The sequence below is a fragment of the Klebsiella ornithinolytica genome (assembly GCF_030505655.1).
Classification (GTDB): Bacteria; Pseudomonadota; Gammaproteobacteria; order Enterobacterales; family Enterobacteriaceae; genus Klebsiella; species Klebsiella ornithinolytica.
In genome coordinates this window covers 4912999-4933691 of the sequence record NZ_CP130153.1, presented here as the reverse complement: position 1 = coordinate 4933691, position 20693 = coordinate 4912999, and the positions used below count along the sequence as shown (strand labels likewise).

General features: G+C 49.7%; 15 protein-coding genes and 2 pseudogenes. 3 read left to right on the top strand and 14 right to left on the bottom strand.

The window, feature by feature from the left end:
- Positions 1 to 11: 11 nt before the first annotated feature.
- The 8 genes and pseudogenes from symE (Q1L34_RS23405) to Q1L34_RS23370 form a co-directional block, all read right to left on the bottom strand.
- A complete protein-coding gene (gene symE / locus Q1L34_RS23405; protein ID WP_071359105.1) occupies positions 12 to 311 on the bottom strand; it encodes an endoribonuclease SymE in 300 nt (99 codons plus the stop codon).
- Positions 312 to 661: 350 nt separating this feature from the next.
- Positions 662 to 1654: pseudogene (locus Q1L34_RS23400) on the bottom strand (restriction endonuclease subunit S); the annotation flags it as partial.
- Positions 1646 to 2137: pseudogene (locus tag Q1L34_RS23395) on the bottom strand (restriction endonuclease subunit S); the annotation flags it as partial. The pseudogenes Q1L34_RS23400 and Q1L34_RS23395, both read right to left, overlap by 9 nt.
- A complete protein-coding gene (locus tag Q1L34_RS23390) occupies positions 2134 to 3723 on the bottom strand; it encodes a type I restriction-modification system subunit M (RefSeq protein ID WP_071359107.1) in 1590 nt (529 codons plus the stop codon). The pseudogene Q1L34_RS23395 and the gene Q1L34_RS23390, both read right to left, overlap by 4 nt.
- A 157-nt stretch (positions 3724 to 3880) precedes the next feature.
- Complete coding sequence (hsdR, locus tag Q1L34_RS23385) at positions 3881 to 7390, bottom strand: type I restriction-modification system endonuclease (protein WP_071359108.1); 3510 nt, start codon at positions 7388 to 7390, stop codon at positions 3881 to 3883.
- Between the two features lie 191 nt (positions 7391 to 7581).
- The gene (locus tag Q1L34_RS23380) at positions 7582 to 8250 is read right to left on the bottom strand and encodes a winged helix-turn-helix domain-containing protein (RefSeq protein ID WP_081351900.1); all 669 of its coding nucleotides are present in this window, start codon (positions 8248 to 8250) and stop codon (positions 7582 to 7584) included.
- Positions 8251 to 8284: 34 nt separating this feature from the next.
- Positions 8285 to 9154 (bottom strand): phosphorothioated DNA-binding restriction endonuclease, encoded by an 870-nt coding sequence (locus tag Q1L34_RS23375; RefSeq protein ID WP_071359110.1) that lies wholly within the window; start codon positions 9152 to 9154, stop codon positions 8285 to 8287.
- An 88-nt stretch (positions 9155 to 9242) separates the two neighbouring features.
- A complete protein-coding gene (locus tag Q1L34_RS23370) occupies positions 9243 to 9749 on the bottom strand; it encodes an SH3 domain-containing protein (protein WP_081351901.1) in 507 nt (168 codons plus the stop codon).
- Positions 9750 to 9993: 244 nt separating this feature from the next.
- Here Q1L34_RS23370 and Q1L34_RS23365 point away from each other — a divergent pair, with 244 nt between their 5' ends.
- Positions 9994 to 10806, top strand: coding sequence for a toll/interleukin-1 receptor domain-containing protein (locus Q1L34_RS23365; RefSeq protein ID WP_071359111.1), 813 nt, complete (start codon positions 9994 to 9996; stop codon positions 10804 to 10806).
- 396 nt (positions 10807 to 11202) lie between these two features.
- Here the strand turns inward: Q1L34_RS23365 and symE (Q1L34_RS23360) are convergent, their stop codons facing one another.
- From symE (Q1L34_RS23360) to Q1L34_RS23350, 3 genes are all read right to left on the bottom strand, one after another.
- Entirely contained in the window at positions 11203 to 11535 is a 333-nt protein-coding gene (gene symE, locus Q1L34_RS23360; RefSeq protein ID WP_086817340.1) for an endoribonuclease SymE, read from the bottom strand.
- A 342-nt stretch (positions 11536 to 11877) separates the two neighbouring features.
- A complete protein-coding gene (locus Q1L34_RS23355; protein ID WP_327204305.1) occupies positions 11878 to 13557 on the bottom strand; it encodes a glycoside hydrolase family 43 protein in 1680 nt (559 codons plus the stop codon).
- Positions 13558 to 13616: 59 nt separating this feature from the next.
- Complete coding sequence (locus Q1L34_RS23350; RefSeq protein WP_160873654.1) at positions 13617 to 15056, bottom strand: MFS transporter; 1440 nt, start codon at positions 15054 to 15056, stop codon at positions 13617 to 13619.
- Between the two features lie 446 nt (positions 15057 to 15502).
- On the opposite strand from Q1L34_RS23350, the gene xylA reads away from it, so the two are divergent.
- Together xylA and Q1L34_RS23340 are read left to right on the top strand one after the other, a co-directional pair.
- Positions 15503 to 16822, top strand: a complete 1320-nt coding sequence (gene xylA / locus Q1L34_RS23345; protein WP_044348745.1) for a xylose isomerase — start codon at positions 15503 to 15505, stop codon at positions 16820 to 16822.
- Positions 16823 to 17352: 530 nt separating this feature from the next.
- The gene (locus tag Q1L34_RS23340) at positions 17353 to 18741 is read left to right on the top strand and encodes a carbohydrate porin (RefSeq protein WP_069476284.1); all 1389 of its coding nucleotides are present in this window, start codon (positions 17353 to 17355) and stop codon (positions 18739 to 18741) included.
- Between the two features lie 200 nt (positions 18742 to 18941).
- Here Q1L34_RS23340 and Q1L34_RS23335 read toward each other — a convergent pair whose 3' ends face one another.
- The 3 genes from Q1L34_RS23335 to Q1L34_RS23325 form a co-directional block, all read right to left on the bottom strand.
- Positions 18942 to 19688, bottom strand: a complete 747-nt coding sequence (locus Q1L34_RS23335; protein WP_015585269.1) for an SAM-dependent methyltransferase — start codon at positions 19686 to 19688, stop codon at positions 18942 to 18944.
- A gap of 150 nt (positions 19689 to 19838) precedes the next feature.
- Positions 19839 to 20096, bottom strand: a complete 258-nt coding sequence (locus tag Q1L34_RS23330; RefSeq protein WP_015585268.1) for a YjhX family toxin — start codon at positions 20094 to 20096, stop codon at positions 19839 to 19841.
- A 250-nt stretch (positions 20097 to 20346) separates the two neighbouring features.
- On the bottom strand, positions 20347 to 20592 hold the full coding sequence (locus Q1L34_RS23325; protein WP_015585267.1) for a helix-turn-helix transcriptional regulator: 246 nt from the start codon (positions 20590 to 20592) through the stop codon (positions 20347 to 20349).
- Between the last annotated feature and the right edge of the window lie 101 nt (positions 20593 to 20693).

The following is a 20693-nucleotide window of genomic DNA, read 5'->3' as shown; positions in this document are numbered from 1 at the left end:
TCGATAAAGTCCTACACCTGCCGCTGCTTACGGGCGGACAGCTTGCCCACCCGATGAAAAGACTGAAGCAGCGTAGAGTCTTCCGGCTCCTGCGGCTTCGCCGTTAGCACAATACAGCCGTTCATCACCCTCACATCCACCTCGGTACAGGTGGCGAAACCGGCGGCTTCCAGCCACTGACCCTTCATGGTGAGCGCGGGAATGCGGGTGTAATCCGGATAACGACTCGCATAACTCACGGTAAGGTGACGGTTATTTGCTGGGGAGACTTCTGGATCGCACGGATCTGCAATAGAATGGACGGTAGTCATGATGGCTATTCCTTGAAAATAGTGATTGTGATGAGCGATATGGCCGTGTTCCCGCACGGCCATATCGCGCTAAATACCTGTACATAACATCAGTAAATAAAAGAAAAGTCCAGCTGAAAATAGAATTTAATGGGAATGAACGGGAAGGAGCTGGATATATTTTTGATGGTTATAGTTACGAAAGATAATATACACAAAATCATTCGAGTTGCATCAAGGCGGCAAGAGAACGAGTCCCCAGGAGCGTATATAAATACGTGACTGGGGGGAGCGAACGCAGCCAACGCCGAAGCAGCTTGAAGGATGAAGTGTAAAAAAGCGCACCGGTCAGATGCGCTTGAAAATAAGTATCAGTTTTTTTTACGCGAGGTTTTTTTACCGCCGCTGGCGGCGCGTTCGGCCTTGATTTTTTCCAGCAGGGCGGCGGCGCTGTTTTCACCGCTGATGAGGTCGGGGTTTTCAGCACGCCACTGGGCGGTAAGCTCGCCGCGGAAGGCTTTTGCCAGGACCGACTGGGTGAGGCTGTTGACGCGGGCCAGTGCACTGTTGACCTGTTTTTCAATGGTGTCGGCGTAGGCGAAGAGTTGTTCGACGCGGCGGACGATTTCGAGTTGTTCTTTTAATGGTGGCAGCGGAAATATTAATGATTCGACAATACTTTTATTCATTGCTTTTTGATTATTCCCAGCACCAATTTCTCTATTGTCGTTATATTGCTGACTCAAATAAAAGTATAAAAATTCTGATGATGCGAAATCGCCTGGAACTCTTATAGCTGCAGTGTTTTGATTATGACAGGCATCAATATTAAGTATTGCTACTTGCCCTCTAGTTTTTCCTTGCCCAATCATCGCCAACATAACGGTTCCTGCGGGATGGATTTTAGTCGATGAACTAGCTAACCCCTTTTTAGTAATCATTTCCTTTGTTGCATATATCCGGCAGAATGCAACTTCTGAACTACTAACCCAAGGTATGTCTCCGTTCCAAAATTCGGGCTGATTTCGTCTAGGCGTCGATCCAACATGCACATCAAATACATTTCCAATTTTTGTATTTAACCATGTTTCAGGTAAATTGCTTGAACATGCATTGTTTAGTGTTTCTTCATGCTGATTTTTATTTTTCTTTGAGTTTCGTAATCTTCTCCAAAAAAAATCAATATCTGATAAATTTATTCTATCTAATTCGTTATTCTCCAATCTCCATTGAGTGGTTAATTTTCCATTCATAGCGGCAGCCAGCACCGCCTGACGAAAACGTTTCAGGATTTGCGAGATTTGCTCAAGACGTGCTTTGGTGCTGTCTACCTGCGCCAGTAGCGTATCGAGTTTTTCGGCGATGATTTTTTGTTCGCGGATTGATGGGATACCAACGACTATTTTATCTAAATCTTTTGTACTAATATTTAACTGAGCTGCACCTTTTGCACATTTTAACAGTTCTGATTGAACAATATTCGAACGCAATAGATAAAAGCTGAATTTTTTTTCTATCAACGAAGAAAAAACAACTTTTGCTACGCGTTGGTTTAAGACTGCAGGAAGATGTTCTTCTTTTATAAATGCCGTTCTACCTACATTCCCAGTTAGCGACATGAGAATATCGCCTTGGCTTAATCTGAATTTTTCTGCATTTAGCTCTGTAGCATTAACATATGCAGGATTATTCAAATTGATACCTGTATCGTGTACGTTACCGATACGGATAACAAAATCTCCTGAATCAATATATGTTGAGCTTTTGAATGCATAACCATTCTGAAAAATTGCAATATCGCTAAGCTCTACTTTTTCCCACTTAGATGGAAATGTAAAACAGGTCATGCCTTCACCTCACCAAACGCTTCATCAAGCAACTGACGCTGCGCATCCGCTTCATCGCCCGCGCCCAGCTCGCGCATCAGCGCATCCAGCTCGCCCAGCGCCTGCACCAGCTCGCCCATCGCTTCTGCGGCTAACACATCCGGTTCCGGCAGGCTGTCGGCGTCAATGCTGTCCTTATCCTTCAGCCAGGAGATATCCAGCGAATCGGATTTTGCGCTGCGGATCCACTCGCGGGTGAACTTACGCCAGCGGCTGGTGGCCTGGTGCTGGTCGGTGTTCTTGTTCTCTGCGCTGTCGGCGATTTCGCTCTCTTCGGCGTTAAAGCTCCACTCGCCTTCGGTACGCGGGCTTAAGCCGTGCGGATCTTTACCGTAGACGGTTTCAAACGGCTGCAGATGCTGTTCGGTAAACGGCGTACGCTTGCCGAAGCTCGGCATATTGGTCCGCAGGTCATACACCCACACGTCGTCGGTGCAGTTTTTATCCTGATTTGGATTGGCCGCCGTGCCTTTGGTAAAGAACAGCACGTTGGTTTTGACGCCCTGGGCGTAAAAGATGCCGGTCGGCAGACGCAGGATGGTGTGCAGATGGCATTTGTCCATCAGGTCGCGACGAATATCGGTACCCTTGCCGCCTTCAAACAGCACGTTATCCGGCACGACTACCGCTGCACGGCCGCCGGGACGCAGGGTTTCGATAATATGCTGCATAAAGCACAGCTGTTTGTTGCTGGTCGGGTGCACGAAGGTACGGGTAATGTTAGTGCCCGCGGCGCTGCCAAACGGCGGGTTGGTGGCGACGATATCGGCCTGCGGTAAATTCTCGCCGTCGCTGCCCAGCGTGTTGCCCAGACGGATGGCGCCGCCGTGGTCGAGGTTGCCTTCAATATCGTGCAGCAGGCAGTTCATCAGCGCCAGACGGCGGGTGCCGGGCACCAGTTCGAGGCCGATAAACGCGCGGTGGATCTGGAAATCCTGGGTGTCGCCGTCGAGATCGTCCAGATCGTGAGTCTGCGACTTCACGTAGCGATCCGCTTCAATCAGGAAGCCCGCCGTACCCGCAGCCGGATCCTGCACCACTTCGCGCGGCTGCGGCTTCAGCAGATGGATAATGGTTTTGATCAGTGGACGCGGGGTGAAATACTGGCCCGCGCCGGATTTGGTTTCGTTGGCATTCTTTTGCAGCAGCCCTTCGTACATATCGCCGAAGTCATCACGGGACTTACCATGGTTGCCATTGTACCAGTCCAGCGCATCCATATAGCTGACCAGTTCCGTCAGCTGTTTGGGTTGCTCAATGGTGGTGCTGACATTATGGAATACCGCCTGCACCAGCTTTTTGTCGTCTGCTCCTAGCTGAACCAGCAGGTTGCGGTAGAACTGCATTTGATCCTGGCCAATGCGCGATTTCAGGTCATCCCAGCGATAGCCTTCCGGCAGGTAGTCCGCTTCCTGGCCGGTCTCTTTGCACATTTTCAAAAACAGCAGCGAGGCGAGTTCATTGACGTAGTTTTGATAGGAGACGCCGCCGTCGCGCAGGTTGTCGCACAGTTTCCACAGCTTGGCGACCAGATCGTTATTGTTCATTGAAGATCCCATTTGACATGGCGACCACCATTGTGGGTCGCAAAAGTGATTGAGCGTTTCAGATGCCTGATGGCGCTTCGCTTATCCGGCCTACGCGTAACCCTGTAGGCCGGATAAGGCATCGCCGCCATCCGGCGAAAACGGGGATGATACCCTCTTAAGCCAGCTCGTCCCAGATGTAATCACTGAACTTATCCAGCACGCTGTCGAGGTTGTCGTCAAAGGTGCGCTGTAACATTGGCTTACCGCCGCGGCGGTGGAAATTGCCGGTTTTGAAAACGTCGTCGTCGAGCACCACTTTCTCTTTCAGCGCCTGTGCTAAACGGTCAAGCCAGTTTATCTGCTCATCGCTCCAGTCGTTCTCACCTTTGATACGTGTCAGCGCGTGGTCGACACGCTCGTCGAACGGTTTGAGCGCATCGCCCACCGCCGCACGACGGATATGGCCAATCAGCCTGGCGGCGATATCCTGATTGCGCGTCGCTTTCCACGCGCTGCGCAGGGAGGACTCTTCAAAATGCTGGCGGTCAAACCACTCCTGCAATTCCACCAGCCCTTTACGGGTGAGGTCGCGCGGGCGATTGATCACCGCCTGCAGCGCCGGCTGGGCGTTAGGAGCGTGCTGCACCAGCGCATCGAAGGCTTCGAGGAAATCCTGCGGCGTGTCGTAATCGCCGTACAGCGATTTGACGCTCACCACCTCATCGTCGATATCGAGGAAAATAGGGGCCTCGCGCAGGGCGTTGATATCGGTTTTAAGCCTTTCGAGGCGGGCGATAAAGCCGGGAAGCTTATTGAAAATCTCGGCGCTCCAGTGCGGCCCTTTTTCCCGCAGGCGCGAAGCCAGGCCTCCGAAGTTGACGCCTGCTGCATCCAGGCACAGTTCGTCCAGGCGACGTACTTGCTTATCCACCGTTTCGCTGCGATCGCGGTTATAGATGGCAAGACCGATAATCCGCTGCAGCTTGGCGACCAGCTGTTCATGGCTGTGTTCGGCAAAGCTGCGGCCATCCGCTTCAATGGTTTTATACGTTTCTGAGTCGGTAATTTCATTGACCAGCGTTTGCAGTTCCACCTGCGGACGCACAACTACCGGACGCATGGTGTCGACGCTTTCCAGCGAGCTGTAGATATCCACGCAGTCGAAAATCTTAAAGCTGGTTTTCCCCACCGACGGACATAGACGTGTGGCGCGCCCCTTCATCTGCTCGTAGAGAATGCGGCTTTTGACTTTGCGCAGGAACACAATATTACAGATAGACGGAATATCTACGCCGGTGGTCAGCAGATCGACGGTGACCACGATATTGGGCAGCCGCTCTTTGTTGAAGCGGACGATCATGCTTTGCACTTTCTTCGCGTCTTTATCGGCATCACCGGTGATCTTGATAATCGCGTCGTGTTCCAGCTGTGGGTACTTTTTCTTAAACGCGCTGCGCAGTTCGTCAACCACCATGTCGGCATGGGCGTTGGTGACGCAGAACACCAGCGTTTTTTGCTGCCCGGTGGGATCCAGGTAGTTGGTGAGCTCGGCGCATACCGCGTGGTTAAACCCCGGGATCACCAGACTGCGGTTAAAGTCGGCGACCTCAAAATCCTGATCGTCGGCCAGCGTGTCGTTGATCAGCTCGCCCTGTGGGTTCAGGCGTTCCACCTGTTCGCCTTCGGAAAGATAGACCCCATCCTGCGCGTTGCGGGTGACGATCTGAATCGGGGGATCCTGGTCGATCAGGTAGCCGTCGATCACCGCCGTACGGTAGGTGTAGCGATAAACCGGCTCGCCGAAAATATCTACCGTGTGCAGGGCTGGCGTGGCGGTCAGGGCGATTTTTACCGCGTCGAAATGATCGAGAATGCGACGATAGGCGGAAACGTAATCCAGCTGGCTACGGAACTGCAGCTCGCCTTCGGTCTGCTCTTTATCGAGAATGTAGCCGCGGTGCGCTTCATCGACCACGATACAGTCGTAGCGGCCAACCGGCATCGGCTCATCGGATTGCAGCGTACGCTTGACCAGTGACTGAACCGTGGCGACGTGAATTTTGGTGCTGTCTTCCGGGAATTTGTCGGTTAAGCCTTTGATATCGAAAATGCTGTTAAAGGTGTCGCCGTTAATTCGCGTGTCTTCAAACGATCCCAGCGCCTGTTCGCCGAGCGAGCGACGGTCGACCAGGAACAAGACGCGTTTGAAACGCTGCGACTGGATCAGACGGAACATCAGGGCGATGGCGGTACGGGTTTTGCCGGTACCGGTCGCCATCGCCAGCAGGATTTCTTGCTGGCCGTTAACGATAGCCTTTTCCACCGCGCGGACGGCATCTTCCTGGTAATAGCGCAGGCCGAGTTCGCTCATACCAGGGTTTTCATCAAACCACTGATTTTGTTTCTGCGGATCGCTGCCCAGCATACCCAGCAGCTCTTCCGGGCGATGCCATTCCGGCAGCGCTTTTGACATGTTGGTGGTGTGGCGGACGTCGCGATACCAGATGCCGCTTTTGGTCTTCATCGCCGCGCGGTATTCGCGTCCGTTGGTGGAGTAGCAGAAGGGGATTTTAAAGCGCTGTTTACCGCAGGTGTCCTGCCAGCTGATTTCATACTCCGGCACTGCTTCGTGTACTTCGTCGGGAGCGTAGTGCTCCAGCAGCGTGTCGCGTAAGAAGCCGTTATCGAAGTATTTGCTGTAGCGGTAAGATTCGTTGAGCTTACTGGGCACATCGGTATTTTTGCGTTTCGCTTCAACGACGGCGATGGGCTTAAGGCCAACGAACAGTACGTAATCGGCAAAGCCGGTTTTACCCGTTTCATCTGCACCCGTCGGCCATTCGGCTATCGCTTTGTTGACGCCGGGTTCCGGGCGAGCGCCTTTGGCAAAGCGTAATGTTTTGCTATCGGCCTGCCAGCCCGCTTTACGCAACTGGGCGTCAATCAGGAAGCGACTCTCTTCTTCGCTGAGATTCAGCGTGCGCTTGATCGCCTGGTCGGTGATTTCTTTATGATAGGCCTTACGTTCCTGTTCGGTCTGTTTTGCTAATTCAGCGTTTTTGGCAGCGAGCTGCGCTTCCAAAGCGGCCACGCGGGCTTTGGTCTGGGCTTCTGTTTCCTGCTGCTTTCCTTCGAGAACGGCGATGTAGCCATTGAGTGCAATTAAGCGTTGCTGCTGAGCTTCCAGCTCTGCCTGGCTGTGTACTTTTTCCTGTGCCTGTTGTTCCAGCTGCTGTTTGAGGGTGAGAACTTCGGCGTGGTAGCGATCCTCACCGTGCTCAGGCATCACAAAAGCCGGCACCGGGAAATCGTAATCTTTGGTCACCAGCCGGTAGTACCAAACGGCAAGACGGAATCCGAGGCGCAGACACATCTGGGCATCATCGAGATCGTTATGGTATTCGTGAACGGCCTGATTGCCGATACGGCGTAGCTTATGGAAAACGGACAGAATGCTGTCGTCAATGAAGGCAATTTTGCCCAGCTCACGCAGCAGGTCGTGCTGGTTTTCGCAGGGAGGGATATCCAGTAATAGTCCCAGGTGTTTGGCCGTCGCTTCGCCAAACATGCGCATTTTTACCAGTGTCGTATTCGGGTCGCCGGGGTAGTTGTTTTCCGCCGCGCAGGCAATGGCGTACGTGAAATCGTTTACGCCTTTCAGGAAATCGAAGTTGGATTTGTTCATGCACGTTCCGCGTTCAGGCCAGCCTTCGGAATGCTGACGTATTAGGATAATCCGTTAATGGATGAGGCATCAGTGCATGCTACCTCTCTCCAGTTGTACATTCAATCGTCAGAGTTTAATGTAACTCACTATTTTGTAAGTATGTTCTCGATTTTCTGTTCCGCTTTTGTTCTGTGTTTCACAGGCAGTACTCACTTGTTCCTGTTTTTGTGCTTTTTCATTAAGGTTTTTAATGCCTCAATAGTGAGTGAGGGTTTTTGTCTGTGGATCATGGCATGGCAATTGGGGCAGACAGGACGAAGGTCTTTTACGGGATCCAGTTTGTAACGCTCTCCAATATCAGACAGCGGTGTAATATGGTGGACGTGGATATAATCCTTCCCGGTTTCACCATACGTTTCCTCAAAATCCATATTGCACACGCTGCACTGACAGCCGTAATGATCTATGCATTTGTCTCTTGCCGTTTTACTACGTTCGTATTTGTTAACTTTGATTTGCTTTACGGCACCTTCGTAAAAGGTTTCCGGAACATCATCTGGATAATCGATATTTACTCGGGTGGAAAGCGATTCTGCCTTTTTGATGCCATCTGGCGTGAGCTTCCAGATACCAAGGCCTGATTCTTTTGCATTGTGGAGATACTTGTAGTCAACAAGCTTTTTTCTCGCCCATTGGACCATGTTGTTCCATTGAGGGCGATTAGTATCATCAGGGAGTAACATGTTCATTTCTTCGTTGGTCAGGCCGAACTCCTTGCCCAACGGCTCATAACATGAGGAAGAACTGACTTCTCCCCCTCCACAGTAGATATATAAAAGCAGGGGGATTTCTATCTCTTTATAACTTGGAAAGGGCATATTTATCACCAATGATTAGTTAAATTCTCTATTGTTATGTTCTGAAAACTTCTCGCTTATGCCACTCAATAAAGCTGCCTCTCGGGTAGTTCTCTTTCCCCTGCGGTAACCCAATCAGCTTCCCATCAAAATCCCAGAACAGCTTGCCGACTATACCGCCGCCGTTCACCGCTGGCGAAATCTGTACCCGCATGCTCTCATCCAGGCCAATAGATCCTTTATCAAACGCTTTATGGTGAATGGCGCAGAGGGCCAGACCATTGGGTATCTCACATGGCCCTCCGTGCTGCTTCCATTTGATATGCGCTGCTTCCAGCGCGACTGAGGTGTTATCGTGGCGCATGTTAAAACCGCAGATAGCACACTCGTAGTTATAGGCGCGCAGGATCTGCTGGCGGAAAAGCGGATCGCGTTCTCTGCGAATTTTTTGGATATCAAAACCCATCTCGTCAGCGATCTCTTCCTGAATACTCTCAGGGAAGTGGGCTGCTAATATCTGATGCGCCAGCGTATTGATCAGCTTTTTGTTTGCGGCGAGTAGTGAGTAATGCTCTTCATCAAAACCGCCTGCCACATGACAGGACTCCAGCTCTTTAGCAGGAGGCTGTTTGCTGCCCGTGGTCGAGCAGTGCTCAGCGTTTTGTAGTTCCCAGAAGCCGTCGCCCTTCAGCCGCCAGAAGGGCATATCGGGTCGGTACCGGGCTCGCTGTGGGCCAAAGCGTTCCAGTAAGCTATGTAGCTGATCGCGAACTTCTGAGGCGTAATCGAACATCCGTGAATGTCCGCGCTGATACTGGGCCAGTACGTGGAGTAGCAACAGCGGCTTATGAGGCGCGCGTTGTTCCCCTTTACGCCAGAGAGTGATGTCGGCAATTGCTTGTTGTAGAGTTTTACTGGAAGGCATTGCGTTACGTCATCTGCTAAATAATTGCGATGATGCTCGCAAAACACAACCCGATCAAGTTGATGGGCCTGCGAGAAGCGCCTTTTATCTAAACGCCATAACGTTTATTTCCGCCAGAAGTAATGCAGTAACGTCCTCCCCGAGGCCCTATGCATACTGTGCCTGAAGAGCAGGAGCACGATGAACCATAGTTTTGTGGGGCTGAGTGTTGCCGGGAGGGGGTTGTTCGATGTTCCGTTCGTAATTTTTCGGGGGAAGGTGGCGTGACTTTTTTGACATAACAATTGGTTGATTCACATAAATAAGATGATGATACCCAACGCTCTTTTTCATTGGCGGTACTTATTCTGCTCCAGTCATTTTGTTGCTCATATACTTTGACCTGAGCCCCTCTTTGTAACGATTCCAAAGGTGAACCATTAGGCGTAGAACGCACTTTTAGCGTATTAGCATTAACATAGACAATCTTCGCTTGTTCATACATGCCTGATTCTTGGGCAGGTTTAGCTGCAGGATAGCTGGGTGCTTTATTACCCTTAGAAAAAAACCATACAAGTAATACAATAACAATGAATCCGATGTTTTTGTTCTTCATCTTTTATTCACACACATGTTTATTTTTATATAAATTATATAATATTTTAATGAGTTATGAATGTGCGTTTTATCATAAATCAGGATTTTAATTGATGTTAGATTGCCTGGCACCGCAATAGGCCTCCTTTTCGCTATTTCAGCTCCGCGATTCCACCTCTTTAATCAACTGGAAATGCTTGATTTAATTTATATTGGTTGTATATTGGATTGTTATTTGTTGCTTAAAATGCTAAGGGAGATAAATGATGGAGAAAAATTATCTATATATGTTTGAGTGTGACTATGCATCTCGTACGCGCGAAAAAAAATTTCTGAAGGATATTTTAAATAATTTTGATAAAGATTATGCGACAATGGTAGGTGTTGTTGTAAATAACAATCCATACTGTTTAGCATTTCATATTGCAGTTAATTTACAAAAAGATCCTATTTTTTTTGAGTTATGGTTGAAAGATAATTATCCAGGAAAACTGAAAAGATATAATATTTTCACAAAAGATATCCCTCAGTATAATGTTCAAACTTTTATTAATGCCGACATGGTCGATTTTGCTATAACACCTGAAGGCGGTGGTCATTTATTTCTTTGGCCTGAGCGTGAATTGTTTGAAAAGCAACACCCACAATATAAAAATATTAATGAAAAGAAATCCAAGGTATTTATTAGTCATTCATCAAAAGATAAACTTAATATTGTCAATCCATTAAATGCTTATTTACAGGCTAATGATATAGCAACATGGCTAGATAGTTATGAAATTGATTATGGAGATAATATTTTTATCAAGGTTAATGAAGGGATTGAAGAGTCAGCTGTGGGCTTGTTTGTCCTGACTGATAATTTTTTTAATAGTGAAAGTGGTTGGCCCTTAGCTGAATTCTCCACCTTTTTCACGGATCTGATGAAGTCAAACAAAAAAGTGCTTATGTTGGATGCAGGTGTGTCACCTAAAAATATGTTAGCAATGATGAAAGCTTACCGCTATATTTCCTGGAATAATGGTGCAAGTCTACCGGAGATTGCTAACGCTATTAATAAGATAATAAAACAATGAGGTTCTGAAGTTACTAACTGTAATGTTATATTTTGGAATGAGGCAAGTATTTTGTGCAGCTAAAATATTTGTCTCTAAAAATATCATAATTTTTTATATGTGTTTTGATGGTGGATAGGATATTCTAGTCTATTGAATAGACTTAGAATTACGCGGCTTTTATACAAGGATGTTACTATTATGGAAGTTAATCAGTGCTGCCATTGTTGCGACCATGGGGATTATATCATTACATATAGCTGTAACATTGTTACCTTCGGATTTGTGTTTTCCAGTTTTCTATCCGTAAGCTTTGGTATTGTGCCTTCAACTCATTTCTAGCCAAGAAAATTGTGAATAATAGCAAGATACTCCAATATAGGTGAACCGCTCCTGACGCATCAGGAGCGATATTTATTAGCTTCGTACACGTTTCCCCGCAATCACCCCGATAAACTCTCTTACCTGTTTCTGCTTCCTTGCCGACAGCTTCTCAACCCGACGCATCGCTGCTTCCAGCTCCGGTTCCGGCTCTACTGCCGTCAGCACGATACAGCCTGCCATTGCCCGTACTTCCACCTTTGTACCCGTCGCGAACCCCGCGGCTTCCAGCCACTGACCCTTCATCGTTAACGCCGGAATAGGGCGGTAATCCGGAAAACGGCTCGCATAGCTCACGGTAAGCTGGCGCTTATTTTTCACTGGCGCTTCTGCATCGAATGAATCTGCAATACAATCGACTTCAGTCATAATTGCTATTCCCTACAAATAGTGATTGTGATGAGCGGTGCGGATGTGTTGGCGCATATCCGCATCGCGCTAAATAACACCTGTAAATTTAACCAGTGAAAAAGACAAAGTCCAGCGGATAATAAAACTTAATAGACGCGTTCTGGCTTGCTTTAAGAACCAGAGAATAATATTTGATGTGGATATTTACGCTGCGAAAGTAAAGCACCTGGATAGGCTTATTTCTGTGTGGCAATGAAAGGACTTAACCGCGTGGGATGACAATGCCATGAATAACGTGAAGGCTGAAAAACAGCAACAAAAACCTACGTTATCGTTAAGATAACGTAGGTTCATTATTATTTAATTAAACCGTGATTCGCTGGCTTGCCAGCTATACGTACCATCGGCCATTAACGCATCGCCCAGCTCCTGATAATGGAAATCGTAAAACTCTGCGCTGGCGTCATAACCTGAGTAGTCTACAGCCGCAAGGCCAACGAACGCCCCGGTAAAGAATCCGCCATAGCTTTGCAGCACGTAATCGTCGGAAAGAATGGCGGCATCTAATTTAACGGGGATTTCCGTGAAATTGACCCCATCAAAACTGTATTCATAGCTATACGTTTGTTTGCGAACTTTGCTGCGGAACCAGACGAACTCGGTCCCTTCGGGGATCTTGATGGCATCATCTTTCAAATATGACGTGTATTTCCCACGATTATTTTCACCGATCTCAATGACTGAGCCATTAATCTCATTCCAGGTGATGAACACAAAGCTCCAGTGGCGATCGTTGTAATAATTCGTTAATCCTGCCATCTGTTGATAATTGAACGGATTAAATTTCACTTTAACCTGGGCATTAAAATAGAAGGCTTGCCAGCGTCGGGCAATAAGCGACAGGTTATGCGTATTGGCTAATGAACCCTGGCCGATTAACGTCAGCTTGCCATCGCCGGTGGTCCCCATTTTTTCTGTGAACGGAACCCGCAGCGTATTCCAGTTAGGATCGAGCGTTGCTGTTTTAAACGCATCGTACTGGCTATGGTCTTTGGCACTTTCGGTGTAAATGGCATCGGTTGGTCCTTCGACAAAGGTTTTTCCGCCGTGGCCCCCTTCGATACGCGGCCAGCCGTCCGCATCCCAATACACTTTCTGGATCGCGGTTTCTCTGCCCAGAGTTGACCAGCCACGAGGATCATAGGCCGACTCACCTGGACGATTCCACGGACGGGCGCAGAGCGAGGCATAATACCACTCACCTTTCGGGGTGGAGACCAAAGCGCCATGCCCTTGTTTCTGGATATAGCTGTCCGGGGTATCGACGTTCGTTAAGAAGACTTCCCCTGGCTCGGTTTCAAAGCTGTTGGCCTCTAAGGTTCTGGAGCGTGCAACAACCTCCTGGTGGGTAAAGACGGTCCCCCCCTGCGCGGCGAAAAGATAATAATAGCCGTTCAGTTTGTAGAGGTGTGGCCCCTCGACGAGTGCAACTGCGGTGCCCCGATAGATGGTCCGCGCGGTTGCCGGTTTTAATTTCAGTGTCCTGGTATCAAGCTCAGTTAACGTGATGCCATCGAAGGGGTGATGGTACTCTCGATGGTCCCAGGTTTGCTGCACGATATATTTACGCCCGTCATCGTCATGGAAAAGCGAGGCATCAAAACCGACGCCATTCAGTTTGACAGGATCTGTCCACGGACCACGGATATCGGTCGCGGTGGTCAGATAGTTGGTCATGTCTTTAAAGGCGCCTTCGGTGATTTTCACATCGGTATACACTAACCAGAATTGGCCATCGGCATACGAGAGCGCCGGCGCCCAAATCCCACCTGATGAAGGATTGCCTTTCATATCTAAAAGGGTCGTCGTCGACAAGGGACTGGGGAGCAGATTCCAGTGTTGCAGGTCCTTTGACTCATGCAAACGAACGCCAGGGAACCACTCAAATGTCGAGTTGGCGATATAGTAGGTGTCCCCAACACGGATAATACTGGGGTCTGCATTAAATCCGGGTAATACAGGGTTTTGAATAAGTGACATATCATTCTACCTTTTTAAAATTTCCAAATTTATATTTCTGAATTTTTATTAATTTTTAACTATACCCGGATCTCATCCAGCTGACGGTTGATCTCGGTGACATTTTTGTCTGAGATTGGATAGAGTTGAATAATGATCATCGAAATAGCGGCTAACACAATGGGCATCCACACCGCGGTCATAATGATTCCGTCGATCGCATTGGCACTTTGTTGCGCGCCGGTTTCGCTAAAGCCATAGGCGGCCAGTAACCAAAGTGGAATCGCGCCGCCAATCGTGAAACCAATCTTGAAGAACAGTCCCATAATCGCATTAATGATTGCGGCATTGCGTTTGCCTGATTTTAATTCGCCATAGGCAATCACTTCTGGAACAAGCGCCCACATGAAGCCAGTCGCCGAGGTTAAGCCCCATTGTTTAATGAAGGTTGCGACGTAAGCAAGCCACAGGGCATCGTGCATGCCTTCGCGTGACCACACGTAGGTCAGTAATTCACCCACAATAAACATGCCAAGGAAAAGATGGAAGAAGCCTTTTTTACCGAAGATTTTCTTCAGTCTGGACCAGAAAATAGGGAAGATGATGCCGGGAATTGAGGCGACAAGACCAATCGCTCCCATCCATTCAGAATGACCGACAACAAACTGATTGAAAAAGCCATTTACCGTGTTCATGAAAAACATGAAGGTAAAAGCTAACATGAAAAAGAATCCGAGAATGACAAGCGGCCGGTTATTTTTGAGTTCAAGGAATAAATCTGTCGCTTTTACGTTAGCCGTCTGTTCTGCCGTCGCAACCACACGCTCTTTGGTGAATTTATAGCAGAAGAAAAGTGCCGCTGCGCCGATTAACATATAAATTGAGTAAACGCCAAACCACGCATAGTTAGCCGACGGGTCGGTATAGTTACCCATATTCAGCTGAAGGCCAAAAAAACCCGTATCCTTGAGGCTGCGATCTTTGGGGGAGGCCATCTGCACAAACATCGGGAACAGGGTATAAACAAGCAGGTTGGCGCTGTTTGCCAGCATCATGCGGGTACTGGTCAGTTTATCAATCGATTCAGGATCTCTCGTCAATGATGCATTAAGCGAACCATAAGGAATATTCACCAATGAATAAACTAAATCCAGCGCCAGATAAATGATAAACGCAAATGGAACCGAACCTCTTATTCCGGGAATAGGCGCAAAAAGCAACGCAGAAAGAATCACGAGGGGAATGCCCGCTCTTAAAAGCCAGGGACGATATTTGCCCGCACTTGAACTTCTTTTGTCAACATAGGTGCCGACCATCGGATCCCAGAAAACATTAACGATGCGCACAAACAGAAATATAAACCCCGCCGTCGCGGTGCTGATGGTATTTACCGTCAACATGTGAAGAGCAAGAAAACCGCCTATCGTACCAAAAACAAGGTTTTGCGCAAAATCACCCATCCCATAACCAATGCGTTCCCCACGAGTTAATTTATGATATTCATCATGCCGACTTTGCATTATGTTTTTGCTCATTCTAATCAAGTCTCCGGTTTCTTTTGAGAATGTGAAACACTTTCTGACACAGATGACCTCCGGGAATCCATTACGATTTTACATTAAGTAATTATGTTTTTTTACTTCTGTGATCATCGAAACTCAGGCTCTCTCGAGGCCGCGTATCCCGCCTGTTGACGCGCCGCTGACAGGCAATATCTGCGGCAGGTAAATGTCCCCCGGCAACAGCTGATTTTTATTTTAGTGATTGTCACCTGAAACCCTCGGGAAGGGAAGGGGAAGTATGGTTATCAATGTATTTAATATATGACGTTATTATTTGCGAGATGGTTCACATTTGCGCATTTTCTTAATTGCCGAATGAAATAACGTAATTGAGCCACCTGCCAGGAAAATACAGGATAGGTCAAAATTATTTATTTCTCGCTTCCTGAATGACGGAGTTCATTATGCCAGTTTATTTCGAACAGCTTGACCGCATACGTTTTGAAGGTCCAAAAACAGCAAACCCGCTGGCTTTTCGCCACTACAACCCGGATGAAATCGTGCTGGGAAAAAGGATGGCAGACCACCTGCGCTTTGCTGCCTGCTACTGGCACAACTTCTGCTGGAATGGCGCCGATATGTTTGGCAGCGGTTCTTTTGAACGACCCTGGCAACAAGCGGGGGACGCGCTGAGCCAGGCAAAATATAAAGCTGACGTCGCTTTCGAATTCTTCCATAAGCTCAATGTGCCGTATTACTGCTTCCACGATGTGGACGTCTCGCCAGAAGGCGCATCGTTAAAAGAATATCTGAATAACTTCGCCAGAATGACCGAAGTGCTGGCGCAAAAACAGCAGGAAAGCGGGGTGAAATTGCTGTGGGGGACTGCTAACTGTTTTACCAACCCGCGCTACGCCGCCGGGGCGGCAACCAACCCCGATCCGGACGTCTTTGCCTGGGCGGCAGCCCAGGTCGTTGCCGCCATGAATGCCACCCACCAGTTGGGCGGCGAAAACTATGTGCTATGGGGCGGTCGCGAAGGCTACGAATCCCTGCTGAATACGGATTTGCGCCAGGAGCGCGAGCAAATTGGCCGCTTCCTGCAGATGGTGGTTGAGCACAAACACAAAACGGGTTTCCGTGGCACGCTGCTTATCGAACCTAAACCGCAGGAACCCACGAAGCATCAATATGATTACGATGTCGCGACGGTCTATGGCTTCCTCAAGCAATTTGGCCTGGAAAAAGAGATCAAGGTGAACATTGAGGCCAACCACGCAACGCTTGCCGGGCACTCGTTCCACCATGAAATCGCCAGCGCCATTGCCCTGGATATTTTCGGCTCCGTTGATGCCAACCGAGGTGATGCCCAGCTCGGCTGGGATACGGATCAGTTCCCGAACAGCGTAGAAGAAAACACGCTGGTCATGTACGAGATCCTTAAAGCCGGCGGCTTTACCACCGGTGGCCTGAACTTTGATGCCAAAGTCCGTCGCCAAAGCACCGATAAATATGACCTGTTCCATGGCCATATTGGCGCGATGGATGTGATGGCGCTGGCACTCAAAAAGGCCGCTCGCATGATTGAAGACGGCCAGCTGGAGCAACGTGTTGCAAAACGCTATGCCGGCTGGAGCGATGAAGTGGGTCAGCAAATTCTGCAAGGGAAAATGTCGCTGGCGCAAACTGCTCGCTACGCTGAACAGCATAACCTTAATCCTCAGCATCAAAGCGGACATCAGGAATTACTCGAAAACCTGGTTAACGCGTATCTCTTCGACTGAATCCTGCTTGCATGCCCCTGCGGGGGCATTTATTGCCGGTGTTATTTATCGTGACTGGAATTTATTTCGGCGCATTCGCTGTGAACCCGAGGCGGTACTGATATATAGACGACTTCTGTGTACTGATAAATACACTCTCAGCACTACCGAAGAGCAAAAAATACAGAGAATCCTCGGGCCACAGAAATTGCGGGGAATAAAGTTAAAGAGAACCATTGATGAAACCTGCCTTTGCCGACAACCTCTGCCGGGGCAGCACCTGTTGTCTACGACAAACTGAGAAGGAGGGCCAAAGACCGCTGTAATGGCAATCATCGATAATGCTGGTTGGTGAATTATCCGAAGATATGATTCATCTGCATCAGCGCGCATCAGCAAATATCACTCATGGAGACATTATCACGATAATAGCGTAAAGCCTCTGCGACCGTAAAAATAACAATGATATTGTTCTTATGATAGCGACATATTCTGTCACCCAGAATGGGATTGTTATTATCTGAATACAATTAAACTATATTGAGATAGACATGAACATGATAAAAAAACTTCCATTAACGATGGCGGTTATCGCCGCGCTTTGCCCTTTTTCCTCTGTTATGGCCCAAGAATTTACTCAGGAACAAATTGACGCCATTGTGGCGAAAGCCGTCGATAAGGCGCTGGCTGACCGCCAGGCGAAAATGGACGCCGCCGCCGCCAGGAAGGTGGATCTGGAAACCAACCCGCAAACCACCGCCGCTTCGCCGGATATGGCGATTCCGTTTGGTCTGAAGTTTAGCGGCTACGCCCGCTACGGCGCCCATTTCCAGACCGGCGATCAGAAGTACATCGGCGTCGATGGTTCCTATAACGGCGCCTCGGCGATTGGTCGTCTGGGTAACGAAGGCAACGGCGGCGAGTTCCAGATTACCAAAGCCTTTAAGAGCAGCCAGGGCGCCATCTGGGATATCAACGTGATGTTCGACCACTGGAGCGACGAAGTTAACCTCAAGAAAGCCTACGTTGGCGTCACCAACGTGCTGGCATCCAATCCCGGCGCCTATATCTGGGCCGGTCGTGACTTCCACCAGCGTCCACAGCAGGGGATCAACGACTACTTCTGGATGAACCACGACGGCCAGGGCGCCGGGGTGAAAAACTTCGATATCGGCGGCGTTCAGTTCGATGTCGCCGCGGTTTCGCAGGTCGAGTCCTGTAGTCCGGAAGTCATGGCCGATGAGTCTAACCCGTCGCGCATCACCTGTACCGGCGGCTCCGGGACCGGCGACGACGGTCACTATGCGCTGACCACCAAAACCCACAACATTAAGGCCGGCCCCATCGATGTCGAGGTCTACGCCAACTACGGCTTTGACTCCAAAGCGGTGGACAACGACGCGCAGATTGATGCCTGGCAGGGCGGCCTGCTGTTGAGCCACGCCAACAGCGACGACAGCGGCGTGAACAAAGTTATCCTGCGCTATTCCGATAACGCCGATAACAGCGTTTACAACAAAACGGACGGGTTGACCACCGTCTACGCCAGCTTCGAAGGTAACTATAAGTTCACCCGGCAGGCGCAGGTCGAATACCTGTTGGCCTTCCATGACTATGACAACAGCAAGGACAACACCGACAACCGCAAGAACTACGGCGCCATCGTCCGTCCGATGTACTTCTGGAACGATGTGCACTCCACCTGGCTGGAAGCGGGCTACCAGCGCGTTGACTACGATCAGGGCGGGGATAACCACGGCTGGAAGCTGACGCTGTCGCAGAACATCGCCATCGGGATGGGGCCGGAGTTCCGTCCGATGCTGCGCTTCTACGTCACCGGCGGTCAGGTCGATAATAACCATACCGCGAAGGTGAACGGCACCCGCGACGAGCAGCTGGACTCCCTGAACGTCGGTGGCATGTTTGAAGCGTGGTTCTGATGTCACGTTAAGACGCTATCCTTCTGGTGAGTCGCATCGATACTGAAAAACGCGAACACGGTAGCCAGTTTTAGTGGGCGACGACCCTGGCACCCAGCGGAGATTATTGCGCAATTGCAAAAGCGCAATCTGTCGCAGGGGGCGCCATCGCGGGAGGTCATGGCGGTATAGCCGGTTTGAGCTATACCGCCAGCTTCATTTCATCGGGCGATTAATGCAAACACGCCCCAGCCAAAGTATTCCCGGGTCCAGGTGACATGACGTTGGGGGGCTGTCGTCAGCTCATTTCGAACCTCGGGGGCCATGTCATCGTCAGGGTTTTCCTCCAGCCAGCGGCGCATCGTGAGCCACTTCGCGGCTTCGTAGCGGTCCCAGCCCTCCTGATCCGCCAGCACCATTTCCACCACGTCATAGCCGAGGTTGTCGAAAGAGGCCACAAGGTCGGGAAGGGGGAGAAAATCAGCCACCGAGGAGACTCCGCAGGCCTGAGCTATCTCTTCCGACGCAGGTAGCTGACGCCAGTAGGGTTCGCCAATAAGCATGATCCCGCCCGGTTTCAGGCTCTGCGCCAGCAGCCCGACTGTCCCGGCAAACCCACCGGCAATCCATGTCGCGCCGACGCAGGCGGCCACATCGTATTTCTCTTCTGCAACATACCCTGCGGCATCGTCATGAATGAAATGCACCTTACTGCTGACGCCGAGCTCTTCCGCGCGCCGCCTGGCCTGCGCGGTGAACAGCAGGCTCATATCGATGCCGGTGCCGGTCACGGCATAATCGCGGGCCCAGGTGCAGAGCATCTCCCCCGAGCCGCTGCCGAGGTCAAGTATGCCGGTGTCCGGCTTCATGCGTAACACGCGACCCAACGTGGCGTACTTTTCCGGGGTGAACGGATTATGAATGCGGTGCTCGCTTTCGCTAATCGTAAAAATACGTGGGATATCCAATGTTAAATTCCTTATATAGCGTTGAGTATGAAGAGGGCGTTCCTGTGAGGTTTTTGCTTTTTCAGCCAGCAGAGCAAACAGCTTTCTTCCGCTGACAGCTGGATGTGCCGGGGGGCGAAAATAAGGGTGCTGATATCCATCATGCTCTCCTTAGCGGTTATCGAGCTGGGCGCGAACGTTGTTCAGCCCGGTGGTATTAATGCGGTAGGGGTGGCCGTTGACGGATTTGATCAGTTTTTTGGTTTTGAGTTTTTTGAAGACGGCGAGCGTGCAGTCGGCGAGCAGAAGCCCTTCGCGGCTGTAGCATTCCACGGAAGTGACGCGGCCAGATGCATCGCGGACGTGCGCAATACGTCCACCTTTGGCGAGAACGTGTAAGGTACGTTGTTCCTGACGGGATAAATTCATACTGGAAAACCTGTTTAATCATCATGTGCAAAACGTGCAAACACACAGCGGTGTCCGCATTCGATTTCGGCGCATTGATAATCAGTCCGGCCTGAAAAGGTCGGGGAACTGATTATCCGATGATGACATTCTCCAGCATCAAAGCCTCGGGTTGAGTAGATAGGTATTTACGGGGTGAATGATAACACCTGTTTTTTATCAGGGAATAGCCCGGGTTAAAAAGTGTGATCCGGATAAACTCGCCTGACGCTCAGCGCTGATACCAGCCGGCGACCACTTCCGCCAGATCGTCTTCAACGGTATAGAAATAACAGGCCGGGATCTTCAGCACGTCTGCCAGCCGACAGGCCAGCGCGAAGTCAGGGGTGTGGATGCCGCGTTCATACTGGTTCATCCGCGCGCTCGCCGTCGCCTCATCAATACCCGCGAGGATACCCAGCTTTTGTTGGGAGAGTCCCGTTCTGAGGCGCGCTTCTTTTAGACGGTGCGGCAGCATGATGATCCTGAAAGACTGGAAACAGAATCACGATTCTGGTAGCTGTTAGTTGAAAATGTACTAAGTATTACTTAGTGTTGTGGCGATAATATGAACGGCTT